Source organism: Sulfolobus acidocaldarius DSM 639 (assembly GCF_000012285.1).
In the GTDB taxonomy this organism is placed as follows: domain Archaea; phylum Thermoproteota; class Thermoprotei_A; order Sulfolobales; family Sulfolobaceae; genus Sulfolobus; species Sulfolobus acidocaldarius.
In genome coordinates, this window is record NC_007181.1 from 465093 (window position 1) to 480051 (window position 14959).

The 14959-nt window shown below is 36.1% G+C and carries 24 protein-coding genes; all 24 read right to left on the minus strand.

Going from position 1 to position 14959, the window contains the following annotated elements:
• Genes SACI_RS02735 through ileS form a run of 24 tightly spaced genes read right to left on the minus strand, consistent with a single transcriptional unit; the run spans position 1 to position 14955 of the window.
• Positions 1 to 471, minus strand: a complete 471-nt coding sequence (locus tag SACI_RS02735) for a 50S ribosomal protein L30 (protein ID WP_011277470.1) — start codon at positions 469 to 471, stop codon at positions 1 to 3.
• The gene (locus SACI_RS02740; protein WP_011277471.1) at positions 468 to 1112 is read right to left on the minus strand and encodes a 30S ribosomal protein S5; all 645 of its coding nucleotides are present in this window, start codon (positions 1110 to 1112) and stop codon (positions 468 to 470) included. Before SACI_RS02740 ends, SACI_RS02735 begins: the two co-directional genes overlap by 4 nt.
• A 1-nt stretch (position 1113) precedes the next feature.
• Entirely contained in the window at positions 1114 to 1707 is a 594-nt protein-coding gene (locus SACI_RS02745) for a 50S ribosomal protein L18 (protein WP_011277472.1), read from the minus strand.
• Between the two features lie 3 nt (positions 1708 to 1710).
• Entirely contained in the window at positions 1711 to 2163 is a 453-nt protein-coding gene (locus SACI_RS02750) for a 50S ribosomal protein L19e (protein WP_011277473.1), read from the minus strand.
• A gap of 5 nt (positions 2164 to 2168) precedes the next feature.
• Entirely contained in the window at positions 2169 to 2522 is a 354-nt protein-coding gene (locus SACI_RS02755) for a 50S ribosomal protein L32e (RefSeq protein ID WP_370685261.1), read from the minus strand.
• Between the two features lie 25 nt (positions 2523 to 2547).
• Positions 2548 to 3108 carry a 50S ribosomal protein L6 gene (locus SACI_RS02760; protein WP_011277475.1) on the minus strand — a complete coding sequence of 187 codons (561 nt, stop codon included), beginning with the start codon at positions 3106 to 3108 and terminating at the stop codon, positions 2548 to 2550.
• 14 nt (positions 3109 to 3122) lie between these two features.
• Positions 3123 to 3524 (minus strand): 30S ribosomal protein S8, encoded by a 402-nt coding sequence (locus SACI_RS02765; RefSeq protein ID WP_011277476.1) that lies wholly within the window; start codon positions 3522 to 3524, stop codon positions 3123 to 3125.
• A 6-nt stretch (positions 3525 to 3530) separates the two neighbouring features.
• Entirely contained in the window at positions 3531 to 3695 is a 165-nt protein-coding gene (locus tag SACI_RS11545) for a 30S ribosomal protein S14 (RefSeq protein ID WP_011277477.1), read from the minus strand.
• A gap of 4 nt (positions 3696 to 3699) precedes the next feature.
• Entirely contained in the window at positions 3700 to 4236 is a 537-nt protein-coding gene (locus tag SACI_RS02770; RefSeq protein WP_011277478.1) for a 50S ribosomal protein L5, read from the minus strand.
• On the minus strand, positions 4233 to 4967 hold the full coding sequence (locus SACI_RS02775; RefSeq protein ID WP_011277479.1) for a 30S ribosomal protein S4e: 735 nt from the start codon (positions 4965 to 4967) through the stop codon (positions 4233 to 4235). The genes SACI_RS02770 and SACI_RS02775 overlap by 4 nt, the downstream gene beginning before the upstream one ends.
• 1 nt (position 4968) lies before the next feature.
• Positions 4969 to 5373 (minus strand): 50S ribosomal protein L24, encoded by a 405-nt coding sequence (gene rplX / locus SACI_RS02780; protein ID WP_011277480.1) that lies wholly within the window; start codon positions 5371 to 5373, stop codon positions 4969 to 4971.
• A 1-nt stretch (position 5374) separates the two neighbouring features.
• A complete protein-coding gene (locus SACI_RS02785; protein ID WP_011277481.1) occupies positions 5375 to 5791 on the minus strand; it encodes a 50S ribosomal protein L14 in 417 nt (138 codons plus the stop codon).
• Position 5792: 1 nt separating this feature from the next.
• Positions 5793 to 6137, minus strand: coding sequence for a 30S ribosomal protein S17 (locus SACI_RS02790; protein WP_015385458.1), 345 nt, complete (start codon positions 6135 to 6137; stop codon positions 5793 to 5795).
• On the minus strand, positions 6130 to 6348 hold the full coding sequence (locus SACI_RS02795; protein WP_230937988.1) for a ribonuclease P protein subunit: 219 nt from the start codon (positions 6346 to 6348) through the stop codon (positions 6130 to 6132). The genes SACI_RS02790 and SACI_RS02795 overlap by 8 nt, the downstream gene beginning before the upstream one ends.
• A gap of 22 nt (positions 6349 to 6370) precedes the next feature.
• Positions 6371 to 6580, minus strand: coding sequence for a 50S ribosomal protein L29 (rpmC, locus tag SACI_RS02800; protein ID WP_011277484.1), 210 nt, complete (start codon positions 6578 to 6580; stop codon positions 6371 to 6373).
• A complete protein-coding gene (locus tag SACI_RS02805; protein ID WP_011277485.1) occupies positions 6564 to 7259 on the minus strand; it encodes a 30S ribosomal protein S3 in 696 nt (231 codons plus the stop codon). Before SACI_RS02805 ends, rpmC begins: the two co-directional genes overlap by 17 nt.
• Positions 7260 to 7262: 3 nt before the next feature.
• Entirely contained in the window at positions 7263 to 7733 is a 471-nt protein-coding gene (locus tag SACI_RS02810; RefSeq protein WP_011277486.1) for a 50S ribosomal protein L22, read from the minus strand.
• 3 nt (positions 7734 to 7736) lie between these two features.
• Entirely contained in the window at positions 7737 to 8159 is a 423-nt protein-coding gene (locus SACI_RS02815) for a 30S ribosomal protein S19 (protein WP_011277487.1), read from the minus strand.
• 46 nt (positions 8160 to 8205) lie between these two features.
• Positions 8206 to 8922: a 50S ribosomal protein L2 gene (locus SACI_RS02820; protein WP_011277488.1), complete on the minus strand. Its 717-nt coding sequence runs from the start codon at positions 8920 to 8922 to the stop codon at positions 8206 to 8208.
• An 11-nt stretch (positions 8923 to 8933) separates the two neighbouring features.
• Entirely contained in the window at positions 8934 to 9182 is a 249-nt protein-coding gene (locus SACI_RS02825) for a 50S ribosomal protein L23 (protein ID WP_011277489.1), read from the minus strand.
• Positions 9179 to 9979 (minus strand): 50S ribosomal protein L4, encoded by an 801-nt coding sequence (gene rpl4p, locus SACI_RS02830; protein WP_011277490.1) that lies wholly within the window; start codon positions 9977 to 9979, stop codon positions 9179 to 9181. Before rpl4p ends, SACI_RS02825 begins: the two co-directional genes overlap by 4 nt.
• Positions 9980 to 9982: 3 nt before the next feature.
• Positions 9983 to 11011 carry a 50S ribosomal protein L3 gene (rpl3p, locus tag SACI_RS02835; protein ID WP_011277491.1) on the minus strand — a complete coding sequence of 343 codons (1029 nt, stop codon included), beginning with the start codon at positions 11009 to 11011 and terminating at the stop codon, positions 9983 to 9985.
• A 55-nt stretch (positions 11012 to 11066) separates the two neighbouring features.
• A complete protein-coding gene (locus SACI_RS02840; protein WP_011277492.1) occupies positions 11067 to 11819 on the minus strand; it encodes a putative RNA uridine N3 methyltransferase in 753 nt (250 codons plus the stop codon).
• Entirely contained in the window at positions 11803 to 14955 is a 3153-nt protein-coding gene (ileS, locus tag SACI_RS02845) for an isoleucine--tRNA ligase (protein WP_011277493.1), read from the minus strand. Before ileS ends, SACI_RS02840 begins: the two co-directional genes overlap by 17 nt.
• Between the last annotated feature and the right edge of the window lie 4 nt (positions 14956 to 14959).

Consider the following 14959-nt stretch of genomic DNA (forward strand, 5'->3'; position numbering starts at 1 on the left):
TCATACCATCCTCCTAATTAGCTCATTAATCTTATCTCCTCTATATCCAAACTCTCCTCCAGCTCTAAAAGGTCTGCTTACCTTACCTTTAAATCCTCCCTTAGGTGGATGAAGCCTTATAGGTAAACTAAATATTTCATCAAGCTTATTCAATCTAAGCTTACCGTCTTTTATACTCTCTACAAAGCTTTGAAAATCTACATTTAATTTGTCCTTTACATATTCTTCATTAACTTTCTTACCTCTAGAGATCTCCAGTTTAGATACCAATAAACGTAATCCTTCATCATTGAGCTCTCCCCATGTAACATATGATGAAACTAAATTTAGCATACCTTGTATTGATGAATCTTTAGGATATATCATCGCATTAAATGCATTCTTTAATCTCAGCATACTCAATGTATCTTGAATATACCAGGGAGTTGCCGCCCAACCTCTTATTCTAATTACTCCTATCAGTTCATTCACTTCATTCTCCCCCAATCTACAGGTGTTACGAATCTATATGTATTGTATAATGCAATATATGCTGCCTTTATGAAATTTTCATGCGTATATGTTGACCCTTTAGTCCTAGACCAAACATCCTTTAGACCTGCTAAAGATAAGAAAGTTTTGAGAACAGATCCAACCACTAATCCAGTACCCTTTGGAGCAGGAAGTAAGGTTACTTCTACACTTCCAGCTTTTCCCGAAACTATAAATGGTAAACTATGAGACTCACCACAAGTGCACTCCCAGCTTCCACATCCTCTTCTTACTGGTATAATTCTCATTTTGGCATCTCTTATGGCCTTTTGAATAGCCACACGTAACTGCTTCGCCTTTCCTGTTCCATAACTAATATATCCGTCCATATTACCCATCACTATTAGAACCTTATACCTTGATAATTCACCAGCATCAGTCTGTTTCTGAACAATACCAATATCCACAATATCATATCTCAACTTAGGCAATAACACATCAACTATTTCAGGCTCCACTATGGGTAGATTCCTTTCGAATAACTCCTTCATAGAATTAATTTTTCCTTCTTTGATAAGCTGCCCTACTTTAGTTCTCGGTTTCCAATCCTCTAATTTGATAACAGGAACTTCCTCTGACATCTCACTTACCACCATTTTCCTTAATCTTATTTAACACTTCCTCAAAGTGTTGAGGAAGCAAGACAGGGTCAAGACCCCTCTGAATGTATGAACTGAAAAGCTTATTGTATAATTCTTGGTTCTCATTTTTCAATTTTTGAGCATAGGCAGATATATGGCTGCCATTAACTCTGTCTTTCAATTTACCTAAATCGCCAACGGGAACCTTTAAGCCCGCGTCTATTGCACCTTTAATCACTGCAAATATCCTCCCTCCTTTTACAGGTACAAATAAGCCAATATCTGAAACAGCAGCTTTCACACCAGATTTAACGGCTCTTAATCCTGCTAGATAACCAGTAAGATATGCTGCAGGTGTATTATTAGTATCCCCTTTCCAACCATATTTCTTTACTAGTTCTATAGAGTGAGCATAAGCTATCATTATATCTCCTTTTTGATCAAACTTACTCACACTTACTATTACGTACTTATTAGTTAACCTGGGAACAAACCTTATTGCATTATTAATAACATAAGTATATCTCGTATAATAGTCTGTTTTTCCTTCTCTTCTCCTTCTAAACTTTATCCTATAATTAGGTCCCTGTGTCATTTGTTACACCTTATGACCCATCTGCCTCAAATAACTTTTCACATCCGAAAGGTTCTTAAAATAGTTACCTTTAGCTCTCTTATAAAGTAACCTATACGTATGCTTATCTATTACGTTATTATCCCTTAGCCACCTTATATATCTACGAATCTTTCTTATTTTATTAATCCAAATCTCCTTATCGCCTGTCCTAGCACCACTTTTACCTTTTCTGCTTCCATGCTTTCTTCCTTCACCCTTAGACCTCCTTTTATGTTTCCTTTCCTTTAACCTACCACTACTTATTCCTCTCTTAGGATTTACTATAACAGCCCTTTCTTTGATGAGCTTTTTAATATCTTCTCTCGTTAATGCCTCTTCAACTTCTTCTAATCTTTCAGGATTAAACTTTATGTTATTTAATCCTACTCCAGCTATATCTGCGGCTAGTCTTCTTTGTAACTGAAACTCAGGCATATTCTTCACCTATTTGCGATTTTAAGGCCCAACTCCTCAGCCTTCTTAATTAACTCAATCCTCTTTCTTAAGCCTATTGTTGAACTTATTATGATTATCACATCCTGCTTGCCTTTAGCGAACGCCTCTAAATCCTTTACACTTTTTACCAAAATAGGCCTTAAACCAGATGGATGTAAGCCTCTAATTTGCTTATCAGTCCTATACCCTATTTTTACCTTTGGCTGATATCCTTTCAGCTCAAGTCTTATAGCATTGTCTATTCCTCTAGGCTTTCTCCATCTCTCTTGTCTACCTATTCTATAATACTTATCCCAGTCAAATCTAAGGAATTTTATCGCTTTTCCAGGAGACTTCATATTTTTCTTAGCTGGTTTAGTCACATTAGTCTGATTGCTCAAGACCTATCACCTCTTTTTTGTAAATATAAATACCATCTGAGAATATCCTTCTATCATAACCTACTATTTTTGTGGAGGATTCTATATTGGCGGCTGTCTGAGCGACATTATATATATCGGAACCTTCAACAACTATATCTTCTCCTTTTACAGTTACCTTTACACCAGGAAGAATCTTGGCTCGTCTAATATTTTTCTCGCCTATTAAATTTGAGACTTGCACTTCATCTCCGCTAACTTTTACTGATATTGGAAAGTGAGTTGAAATTACTTTAAGATAGTATCTATAACCGTTTATAGTACCTGTAATCATGTTCTTTATATGAGCAATTATACTATAAAGCAAAGCCTTCTTTCTTCTATCAGCAAATGTAGTCTCTAATATAATCTTTCCCTCGTTAAGCTGAATTCTTATGCCCTTCGCATAACTAAAGTCCTTAATAACTTCACCTTTTGGCCCTTTAACTTTAAGAACATTATTCTCAAGTGAGACTTTCACTTTATCAGGGATTTGAATTTCCTCACGAATATAGGCAGCCTTCAAACACTTCACCCCTATTAATAAACGTAACCTAAGGTTACTCCACCTATTTTCTCCCTTATTCCATCACGATGTGACATAACACCCTTTGGTGTTGAAATAATAATAATACCAATCTCTTTAGACGGCAAATACTTTCTAATGTAATCAGGTAATCTCAATAATCCATTGTAATCCAGTGGGTACCTGGGAGATATGGGACCACACTTATTTATTCTACCTAATAATTGAACAATTATCTTACCAGCCCTGCCATCATCAATATACTCAAACTCACCTATATAGCCCTCCTTCTGCATGACTCTTAGAACGCTTATTATCAACTTCGAAGCCGGCGTAATTAGGGCTTGCTTATTTCTTCTCATCTCGTTATTATATAATGTTGCTAATGCGTTTGCTAAAGGATTTATACTAGGCACCACATATCACCTCGTTTTTCTAAACCCCATAGGGTATGCTACTTCTCTAAAGCACTGTCTACATAAATATAAACCATACTTTTGAATAACTGAATCTCTACTGCCACATCTCTTGCAAAGTTGAACTCCCTTTCCAAATCTCCTTTCCGCTGGTGGTTTATATTTTCCCATTTCATCATCCCTCCAAAATTGTGACATTAAAGTTTTCCTTCATGAAGTTTATTGCTTCTTCTTTAGTAACTCTATGTCTTCTAGGAATTGACGCTTTCTTTCTTTTCCTTTTCATAGTTCTATAACCAGGTCTCACTAACGTTATCGCTACATCCATTCCGAATATTCCTATCTCAGGATCATACCTAGTTCCCGGTATTAAAACATGCTCCGCAATTCCAAAACTTACATTTCCGTAATTGTCAAAGCTAGATTGCTTCAACCTGAAATTCACCGCAGGCAAAACCTTTTTAAGAAACTCAACAGCTGCTTGCCTCCTTAAAGTTGCCTTCACTCCTATAGGAGCCCCTTTTCTAACTCCAAATTCCCTTATAGACTTTCTGCCCTTGGTATAGACTGGTTTTACGCCAGTTAACTCCTGTACAAGCTGATATGCCTTCTGCAGTCTCTCTCCGGATTCACCAACTCCTATATTAACAGTCACTTTATCTAAAACTACTCTTCTCATCACATTTTCTTTCTTGGCTTCCTGCATACTCATAACTTAACACCTAAATTTGAATCAGCCTCATTTTCACCTATTGCCATAACATTAATTAAGTTAGTCTGGAAAGTTGAGCCATCCTTACCCTCTAAAGTCACTAATGAATACTTTATTCTCTTATACTTAGCCAGCTGAATCTTCGAAATTTTACCATGTAAACCTGCGTTTCTTCCTCCAATAATCATTGCATATACGCCCTCCTTGATTGTATATGCGGTAGTAATCTTTTGTTCCGGTAATTCTATCTTTAGCGTTGTTAATGTAGGTAAGTTATATTGAGACAACTCCTCTCCTTTCAAAAGAATATTCCTCCCATCTTCTAGATTTAATTGTAAAACTCCAGACTTCAAGGTGGTCTTGTTCATTATTCGTACAAACTTGTACTTCGCATCTTCTCTTGATATGTTTATAGTAGTTAAATATCTGACGTTATCTGGTATAATCCTCACTCTCAAATCTGCACTGGGAATCTCTACAACGTCCATAAGACCAACAGGGTACTTGTAGTCCCTTCTTACTTTTCCATCAACTAAAACCTTTCCGTCAAATATTATTCTTTTTGCCTCTCTGGTAGTATCTACTGCTTTCAAATAATATTTTAATAATATAGCCAATGGTACACTCTCCTGTATTTTATGCGGACCAGCCCTAGACCTGATTATCCATTTATACTCTTTCTTTCCGACCTTCAGGAACCAAGGAGCTTCAAATCTCGTTATGTGAACCAAATTAGCTCACCTCTTTAGGTGATTTTTTACTAAAATATTCTTCCCTCATCTTCCTCTTCCTCTCAATTGCATCCATTCTCTCTTTATCACCTGTGTCTAGTTTTGTTATAATGACTTTAGAAGCATGAACCCATACATATACTGGAGTACCGTCTGCTTTCTTTTTCGTTAACCCTTCTATAGCTACCCTTCCCCTTTTCCTATCTACCTCTACCACTTTACCTTCATAACCAACTTGAGAACCACGCATAAGCTTAACACTATCGCCTTTTCTTATTGATATTCTTTTAATACCGTATTGCTTCTCCAAATCTTCGCTTAGTCTTGCTGTAAGTAACTTATACCTCAAATGATTAGGCAAATTGTAAACTAATTTCCTTTGTTTTGACGGCTTAGAGGATATCATTTCATATCACCATAGTTGCTACACTGGCTATTTTAGGCCATCTCTCAGCAGCTTCCCTAGCTATAGGACCTCTAACCTCAGTTCCTTTAGGAGTACCGTCAGGATTTATAATCACAACTGCATTATCCTCAAATGATATCCACGTACCATCTGGCCTCCTAAAGGGCATTCTTTGTCTTACTATTACAGCCTTAAACTTCTGTTTTCTAACATCAGGAGAACCCTTCCTTACTGATACCATCACTAAATCTGCTATATTAGCAAAAGGAACTCTCCTGAGAACACCCCTATACCCATAAATACCAATAATTACAGCCTCTTTAGCTCCACTATTATCAGCAACAACTACACTACTATTATGCTGTAGAGCAGGGGTAAATCCTTTCCTGCTCCCTAAAACATTCATTTTTTCTGGCATCTTACCTCTTCACCCCTAATATAACAAATGAAATAGACTTTGCAATAGGTCTACTTTCACCTATTATAACATTATCGCCTTCTTTCACTTCTAAACATGAAGGAATATGAACGTGTATACGACTCCTACGTCTCTCATATCTCTTATACTTAGAATCATAGAAAATGTACTCTCTTTCAACTGTTCCAGTCCTATTTGCCCTAGCTCTAATTAACTTTCCTTCTAATACTATACCCCTTACCTTTAAACTGCCGTGATAAGGACAATACTCATCATCACAGGTCTTCGATGGAGCTGAAACACCCTCTATTCCCACATTTTTAACCAATTGACCCTTTTTACCCAAACTTATATCCCCTCTTTTCAGGTTTACCTATTAGCTTAGTGCCAGGTACAACAAAAATTTTACCTTTTGTGCTAATTTGAAATAATCCATTTTGCTTAATAACTAGAATTTTCCTTGAATTGGAACCAATCATAAATGCGTTCTCTGTGTCTTCTATTACCAATCCTTCCTTCCCAACTAGTGTTGGATCAGTGTGATTCAAGATCCTCACCCATGAACCTATAAAATCCAACTTACTTCTTTGCCTCCTTCTTACTCTTCTCGCCAATTACAGTTAAGATACGTGCTATATCCTTCCTAGTATTTTTTATTGATGCTGTATTCTTCAATGTACCCATTCTAGATTCAACTCTCAATTTTAATAGTTGCATCTCTAACTCATTCAATCTCTCCTTTAACTGTTTAAGATCCATTTTCCTCAATTCATCAACTTCCAGAGGCATTTGACACCCCTCCTGAAGACTTATTTTCCTCTATAAAGCTAACATTGGTAACCGTTACCATTCCACCTTGCTCAGTTTTTTCTACCTTCTCCTTTAACTCTATCTTATCTATACTTCTAGTGGGTTTCGTTATTACTACTTCAACTCCATAAACTCCAGGCTTAAGCATTGCAATACCTATTGCACGGTCTATAATTTTCTCTAACTGTTGACCACTCTTATACACTGTGCCTTCTTTTAATTTTTCATATTTCGCTCTTTCCGATGTAAGTTTACCACTAACTATCACTTCTGCACCTACTGCACCAGAGCTCATTATTCTCCTAATGGTTATAAACGCGGCTCGCCTGAAATGATATCCTTTCTCTAAAGCTATAGCAAGCCTAAATGCCATTACTCTAGCGTTTAACTCCGGGTTCTCTGCTGCTGTAACTGTAATCTGCGGGTTTTCTAAACCAAAGAACTTTTCCAATACTTGGGCTAACTGTTTAATAGTTTTACCTCCCTTCCCTATTATTAACGGAGGTCTACCGGCATATATTATGACCCTAGTTCCTATTGGTGTCTTAACTATCTCTACTCCTGCATACTCCGCATTGTAAAATTGCTTAGCTAAGTATTCATCGACCATTACTTTTATTGCAGCCTTTTGTAAAAAGTGCCTCTTTATAAGAACCATATCTTACACCTCACCCAGAATAACCTCAATATGTGATAAATACTTGTATTTTCTTGTAGATCTTCCAAAAGCTCTTGTCATATATCTCTTTAACACTAATCCTTTATGAGCAGCTATATGGACTATTTTTAAATTGTCTATATCAAGACCCTTACTGTTTGCATTATTTTCAGCATTATCCAACAGCTTAAGAACATATTTAATAGCTTTCTTAGGATATCTGCCACTCTTCACTTTCCACTTTCTGGAAATGTTAGACCTATGAGATGTTCCGTGAGAATATCGCCAGAACGGTAAAGCTTCCTTTTCTTCTAGGACGTTGTTAAGAAATTCCCTAGCTTCCTTTAAATTCATACCTCTTATTGCCTTACATACGTTGTATAAATCCCTAACAGACGCATCAATATTTTTGATTACAGCCTTAGCTAACTTGTCTTCAGGAATAGATAAAATTGGATATACCCATTTGCTCATAGATCATCCCTTCATTGCTAGGAATAGGCTTGATTTTGTCGCCTTTAGACCTGGCTCTCCGTGCTCTACTTTCTTTGTGGTTATTGAATACTCTCCCAAGTAACGTCCTATCATCTCTGGTACAACTTGAAATTCAACAAATTCCTTACCGTTATATACGGCAAACCTCAAACCAACCATTTCAGGTAATATAACCATGTTTCTAACATGCGTCTTTATTACTTTATTCTGCTTTCCTTCTCTAGAAATCTTTCTAATTTTTTCTAACAACCTTCTCTGCTTATCGGAGAAACCTCTCTTTAATGACCTTCTTTGACGTGAAGGTAAAAGCTTTATAAACTCATCCATAGGCATATTCAGAAGGTCCTCTAGAGACTTACCCCTATATCTAAACTTCTTCCATTCAGGTGGAATTTCGGGTGACATGATAATTGCACCTTTCTCCTATACTTTTAGAGTTACAAAAATAAAATTATGCTCCACCACGTCTACCAGTCCTTCTTGATGCAATATGACCAACTTTTCTTCCAGGCGGTGCGTTTCTGGATACTGTAGAAGGCCTACTGACACTCTGATGTAAACCACCACCATGTGGATGAGATACAGCGTTCATAGCAACACCTCTCACAACAGGCCACTTTACAGCTCTAACTCTATATTTCCAGTAATTATTTCCAGCTTTTAACAAAGGTTTCTCTACAAAACCTCCTCCTGCAATAATCCCAACAGTAGCTCTAGCGTTCTGGCTTACTTCAACAATTTTCTCAGATGACAATTTAATTAAAACCTTGTTTCCGGCCTTACCTGAGATAACTGCATAAGATCCAGCGGCTCTAGCAAACTTTCCTCCATCTCCCTTCAACTTTTCTACGTTACATATCACAGTACCCTCCGGCAGCTGCCCAACTTCTACTATATTTCCATTCGATATAGTCGCATTCTTGCCTATACTTATTTCTTGACCTACAGCTACACCCTGAACAGCAGGAATGTAAAATTGAAGCCCGTTGTCTAATTTAACCTTAACAACAGGTGCGGTAACACCTGGATTATGTAATATATCGATAATCTTACCTTTATGATCTCCCTCTATATTTGGATATCTAGCTGGCCCAACTCTTCTCCAACTTGGGCTTCTAAAATTTATACCTCCTCTTCCTGCTCTTTGTTGTAATAACTTCTTACCCATTTCATGTCACCTTACAACATGCCCAGTTTATGGGCCACATCAGATGCTTTATATTCCTGCTTAAGTTTAACGTAAGCCTTTTTTTCACCTTTAGGAGTAATCAACGTATTTATCTTCTCCACCTTCACACTGAATAGTTTCTCTACCTCGTTTTTAATATCCTTTTTAGTTGTATTCCTATTTACTATTATTGTTAGAGTATTTTGACTCTCTATCAGTTTCACTGCTTTCTCAGTTGCCAAAAATTCTTTTATTATCATAAATTCAACCTCCCTTCAAATCTTTGACGCAATATGTTAATAGAAGATTTAGTATATATTGTTAATCTACCAGGATGACCTCCTGGAGCTAAATGAATTACACTAACTAGGTTGGCTGAAACGACATTAACTCCTGGTATATTTGAGGCAGACTCTACAACCGGACTTTTATGGTTACTAACTACTATCAAGGGACCCTTAGCTATTTGGTATCTTCTTCCTCTCATTTTTCCTTTACCTGCTCTTACTCCTTTACTCTCCTTCACTCTCTTTATGTCATCTACGACACCTATAGATTTCAGTATATCCATGATCTCTTTAGCTTTACTAATATTTTCAAAATCATCTACCAATATAATAGGAACGTTATTTGAAGTAAACCTATGACCCCTTGCTTTGACAAAATTAGGATCTGCTGTAGCTGCAAGTGCACTTATAATACCTAATTTCTTCTCCTTTAGATTAACTTCCTCTACTAACCTTTTCTCTGTAGTAGGCGGAAATGCTAGTCTACCACCTACGGTGTTAGGAGCTAAAGCTGCTTCTCCGCTACCTTTTACTCTAGGTACCCTGGCTATTCCAAGGTTTATTCCAAAGCTGAGTGCACTAGTTCTTTTACCTGCTAAAGGATCTCTTCCTTTTGGCTGTAAAGACTTTGTAAATTCTGATAAAAATACTCTCCTTATTAGATCTTTCCTAACTGGGTAGCTAAAAAATAATGGAAGTTCTATTTCTTCTAACTGATTTCCCTTTAAATCTAAAACAGAAACTTTTTTTGTCTGGAGTTCTATATACATGTTTCATCCCTGCTGAGAAGCCAGATTTACATATGTGATTTTAGGTGCTGATTCCGGTGACCATGAAGGCCTTATAGGATATCTCAAGAATAATGGTCTCTTTCTAGAACCTAATACACTACCCTCTATTACAAGATACGTATTCTTAACTAATCCATAATTTACTATTCCTCCTGCGGGATTTATTTCGTTTACATTATCCCCTATCTTAATGATTCTCTTGTTATATTCGGTTCTCCTGTGGAAGCCTAACTGACCTGGTTGTGGAACATAGCTTGGTGTTGATATAGATGGTCCTCTGGCTCCTATTTTCCTACTACCTTTTCTATGCTTATGCCATCTTGGAAATTCTACTACACTGTATCTCTTTATCACGCCTTGGAAACCTTTTCCTTTAGTAACTCCTATAATATCTGTTAATTGTCCTTCTCTAAAAACATCTCTTACAGGAATTTGTTTACCCAGCAAAGATAAACCGTAGTTAAGTTGATCCTGAATCGAGCCACCACCTATCTGTATCTCTACTATTTCAGGTCTTTTCTTACCTAACGAAGGAACCAGCCAAGGTTGAGTGGAAACAAGAAGTCTCATATATGTTATATTATTTAAGTTTTTCTGGATCAAATCTAATTTCTCTTTCATTTTCGAGGAATCCACTTTTAAGGATGTGATTTTCCTCTTCAGATATTTTAAAGAACCTTCTTCAAAGTTTGCCCAATAATCTACAAGTACAGATAACTCCCCTTTTGAATCTATATGGTAGGCCCTTAAAGCTAGACCTAGAATAGGAGGTGATTCGACTATAGTAACAGGAGTATATACTTCCTTACCATAATTAGGAGATGTGGGCTTATCATCTATCATGTATACATGCGTCATTCCGGCTTTGTAACCTATGAAGCCTAATAGTTTAGGCTCTTTTAAATTAACCAAAGGCCAATTTTTAGGTGTTGGAAGTATTTCATCAGCTCTCTTCCTAGGACGTAAACCAGCTGAACCTCTTCTTGGTGACGATAATTTCCGATGACCCATTAATTTTCCCTCAGTCCTTCTTTCTTACATATATATGACTTATAAATGTATCTATCTAACTTAAGATGTAGTTAAGTAGAGAAAGAGCCCCATAGAGAGCTTCTTCCGCCCTAACATCTTTTACGCCCTGCTTAGGAACAAAATTTACCAACATGTGACCAGTTGTTTCCATCGTCTTAAGTAGACCTCCTTTAGGCGGACCAATAACTAACGTTAAGCCATTTTGTTCATATATACTTGATATTTTATCAGCTACTAAAGAGAGATCTTTGCCTGATCTTGAAGCTATTATTACATTTTCTATGTCTTTTATTTTATTAAGATACGTTACATCATAAAATTTGATAGAATACCCATCGTAGTATGGATAAAAATCGTATGTTAAGTGGCTTTTTCTTAAGCTATCAAGAACTAATACAGACTTAGTCTTTCTATTAACAATTTTAACTCCTGTATCACCATTAACTACTTTTCTTATCTCGCCTTCCACATAGTCATTACTTACTACATGAGATGGAATATTTATAGGTGGTATTAGCCCAACTTTACTTAAGGTTCGCTTAATAGGAAAATACTTCTTTCCATACGGTGGTGTTAGAGCATAGTTACTAACGTCCTTAATTATTCTAGTTATATTTTTCTTGTTCTTAAGATCGTCCAACCATATTACTTCAGAAACCCTAAAAATTACTAGAGTTCTAATTATGAAACCTAATTTATATATTATTTCTTCTAATTTTTTCTCAGTATCAAATATAGAAGTAAAAAGAACTACAGATAATTTTTTACGCCTAGGAAACGGAAACATCTGCCTTAGATACTCCTATAGTATATGTTTCTTCTTCTACATCCCAATCTTGAATTAAATCACCTGAAACGTCTCCTATACGTAGTTCCTTAGCTCTAGTTTCATTCTTGATATATTGCTCCCACTTCTTTATTAGATCTACTTTATCATCAGGTGCTCTTATAGACAATAATATGTATTCATTTACATTTAATGATAATTGTTTTCTCATGAACTGAATTCTTCTTATTAGATCTCTTATTATTCCTTCTTCTTCCTCCTCCTTACTCATTTCTTGTTTGAGTAATACTACTCCTTTACTAAATCTTGCTGATACATAGCCCTTTTCAACCTCTTCAACTAGATTAACGTGCGATATATCAAGTCTGAGATTTTCGGAATCAACATTAAATTCGTGGTAGCCTTTACTCACTATATCTTGTGCTACTTTATCAGAGTTATTCTGTATATATTCTGCTACTTTAACACTCAACCTCTTAAATGTAGGACCTATACTTCCGGTATTTGGAGTGGCTCTTATCTTACTAAATCTCTTATAACCATCTATACCTTCTATTATAATTGACTTGGAATTTAGCAAGGAAGATAAGACATCTGTTATTTTTTCTATTGACCTTCTGTCCTTATCTGATACTAAGAACACATAAACTTCTTTCAAAGGCCATCTCAATTTTATTCCAGCTTTAGCCCTAGCATTAAGACCTGCATCTATAATTTCCTTAGCTACTTCAAAAGCCTCTTCTATCTCTGAATTAATAAACTCCTCCTTTATTTCTGGTATTTTCTCCATACTTATAGATTCTAATCTTTCTTGTACAAAGTCAAGATATATCTTCTCTGCAGTGAAAGGAATTACAGTGGAAAGTAGAATTAGCGAACCTTTTAGGACGTGATAAAGTACATAATACATTGCTATCTTATCTGGATCATTAGCCTCATTCCATGCACGTTTTCTAGTAACTCGTAAATAAAATCTGCTAATATCGTCTATTATGAATGCCGTTACTTTATTAGCGAGTTCGTGAACTTTATATTCCTTCATTGCCTCTATGACTTCCTTAAGCATCCTGTAGTATCTTGATAAGAGCCATATATCTTCTAGTTTTAGATAATCTTTTATATCATTATAAGAATACTTAGAATATTTGAATTCGTCCAACGACATATATGTATTAGCAAATACATAGACATTCCATATTATATTTAAGTCTCTTCTAGTCATATCTAGACTTTTCCAAGAGAATTTTGCATCTTCCCATGTGGTATTTCTAAGTAACCATAATCTTAACGTATCTCTGCCGTATTTTGAAACAACTTGAGACGGTTCAACATAATTTCCTGAACTCTTATGCATCTCTCTTCCCTGTTCATCTAACATAAAACCATGCACTAGTACTGCTTCATAAGGTGCTTTATCCATCAATATCACTCCTGTTCTTAATAAACTAAAGAACCATCCTCTTAACTGATCATGTCCTTCTAAAACTAAGTCTACTGGACCTAATTCACTCCATCTTTTCCTCCAGTCTTGTCCTAAACTAGCGAAGAATGCAACACCGCTGTCAAACCATACATCTGCTACATCTGAGATCCTTCTTGCTTCCCCTCCACATTTTTCACATCTAACCACTACGCTATCTATCCATGGTCTATGTAAATCCTGTGGCACTTGGTTTATAGAGATCTTACTTAATTCGTCTACACCTCCTACCACAATAATATTTTGACAATTACTACAAACCCATATTGGAAGAGGAGTCCCCCAGAATCTTTGCCTACTTATTACCCAATCTCTAACTTCTTTTACCATATTGCCTATTCTTGTCTTTCCCCAATCAGGAATCCATCTCACTCTGTCTATTTCTCCCATAAGATGATCCTTCAATTTAGATACTGCAATAAACCATTGCTCTATAGCTCTCAGTATCAACGGTGTTTTACATCTCCAGCAAACTGGATATCTGTGAACGATTTTACTGGCATGAAGTAATGCACTCCTTTGTTTTAAGTCGGATATTATCTCCTCTGATGCACTTCTTACATATTTACCAGCATATTTACCAGAATCTTGAGTAAATTCACCCTTATCATTTACAAGCATTACCACAGGCATATCATACTTTTTACCTATTTCAAAGTCAACATCACCGTGTCCTGGTGCAGAATGAACAAGACCTGTACCCTCTTGTAGTGTTACAGCCTCTCCACCATCTAGGACTTTATGGTGGTTATTTATTTTTGATTGAGCACTAACTATATCTGCAAGAGGATGTTCATACTCTAATCCTAATAATTCCTCACCCTTATACACACGTAGTATTTTGTACTCCTTTATCCTAGCCTCTTTCATCAATTCCTTTACCCTGTCCTTAGCTATAACTAGTATTTCGTCTCCAACTCTTACGTCAGCATACTCAAAATCCTTATTTATCATAACAAAAACATTCGCGGGTAACGTCCATGGCGTGGTGGTCCAAATAACCAGATATCTATTAGGCTCGCCTTTTACCCTGAACTTAACGTATATGGATGGATCTTCTAAGTCTCTATACTCGGAAACCTCGTAGTCCGCTAATGTGGTCTCACATCTTGAACACCAATGCAGGACATGAACTCCTTTATAAAGTAGTCCTCTTTCGTATGCTTTTTTTATTACAGCCCATGAGTTAGATATATAATCGTTATTAAATGTAAAGTATGGATTTTCCCAATCCATGAAAATACCTAAATTTCTGAAATTCTGAGTTAGAGATTTAGAATTATTAACTGCGAACTCTTTACATTTAGAGATAAAGTTATCCACTCCGACTTTTTCTATTATCTCAGCCTTACTTTTTATACCCAGCCTTTTCTCAGTCTCGACTTCAATGGGTAATCCATGGGTATCATATCCAGGCTGATCTTTAACAGAATATCCCATTAACCTCTCGTAACGTAATATACAGTCTTTGATGGTTTTGTTCCAGACTGTACCTATGTGAGGTATAGGACTTGAAGGATATGGTGGACCGTCTATAAATAAGAATTTTTTGTGATTTTTCTCATTTATCTCCTTTAATTTTTTATATATATTGTTATCATCCCAGTACTTGAGAACTTCTTCCTCAAATTTCAAAGGATCAAATTTGGATGTCAAATTC

Excerpts from the sequence above, each read along its gene's own strand:
- SACI_RS02740 (WP_011277471.1), bottom strand. The coding sequence starts at position 1,112 with ATGTCAGAGGAAGTTCCTGTTATCAAATTAGAGGATTGGAAACCGAGA.
- SACI_RS02745 (WP_011277472.1), bottom strand. The coding sequence starts at position 1,707 with ATGACACAGGGACCTAATTATAGGATAAAGTTTAGAAGGAGAAGAGAA.
- SACI_RS02750 (WP_011277473.1), bottom strand. The coding sequence starts at position 2,163 with ATGCCTGAGTTTCAGTTACAAAGAAGACTAGCCGCAGATATAGCTGGA.
- SACI_RS02755 (WP_370685261.1), bottom strand. The coding sequence starts at position 2,522 with ATGAAGTCTCCTGGAAAAGCGATAAAATTCCTTAGATTTGACTGGGAT.
- SACI_RS11545 (WP_011277477.1), bottom strand. The coding sequence starts at position 3,695 with ATGGGAAAATATAAACCACCAGCGGAAAGGAGATTTGGAAAGGGAGTT.
- SACI_RS02770 (WP_011277478.1), bottom strand. The coding sequence starts at position 4,236 with ATGAGTATGCAGGAAGCCAAGAAAGAAAATGTGATGAGAAGAGTAGTT.
- rplX (WP_011277480.1), bottom strand. The coding sequence starts at position 5,373 with ATGATATCCTCTAAGCCGTCAAAACAAAGGAAATTAGTTTACAATTTG.
- SACI_RS02785 (WP_011277481.1), bottom strand. The coding sequence starts at position 5,791 with ATGCCAGAAAAAATGAATGTTTTAGGGAGCAGGAAAGGATTTACCCCT.
- rpmC (WP_011277484.1), bottom strand. The coding sequence starts at position 6,580 with ATGCCTCTGGAAGTTGATGAATTGAGGAAAATGGATCTTAAACAGTTA.
- SACI_RS02805 (WP_011277485.1), bottom strand. The coding sequence starts at position 7,259 with ATGGTTCTTATAAAGAGGCACTTTTTACAAAAGGCTGCAATAAAAGTA.
- SACI_RS02810 (WP_011277486.1), bottom strand. The coding sequence starts at position 7,733 with ATGAGCAAATGGGTATATCCAATTTTATCTATTCCTGAAGACAAGTTA.
- SACI_RS02815 (WP_011277487.1), bottom strand. The coding sequence starts at position 8,159 with ATGTCACCCGAAATTCCACCTGAATGGAAGAAGTTTAGATATAGGGGT.
- SACI_RS02820 (WP_011277488.1), bottom strand. The coding sequence starts at position 8,922 with ATGGGTAAGAAGTTATTACAACAAAGAGCAGGAAGAGGAGGTATAAAT.
- SACI_RS02825 (WP_011277489.1), bottom strand. The coding sequence starts at position 9,182 with ATGATAATAAAAGAATTTTTGGCAACTGAGAAAGCAGTGAAACTGATA.
- rpl4p (WP_011277490.1), bottom strand. The coding sequence starts at position 9,979 with ATGTATATAGAACTCCAGACAAAAAAAGTTTCTGTTTTAGATTTAAAG.
- rpl3p (WP_011277491.1), bottom strand. The coding sequence starts at position 11,011 with ATGGGTCATCGGAAATTATCGTCACCAAGAAGAGGTTCAGCTGGTTTA.
- SACI_RS02840 (WP_011277492.1), bottom strand. The coding sequence starts at position 11,819 with ATGTTTCCGTTTCCTAGGCGTAAAAAATTATCTGTAGTTCTTTTTACT.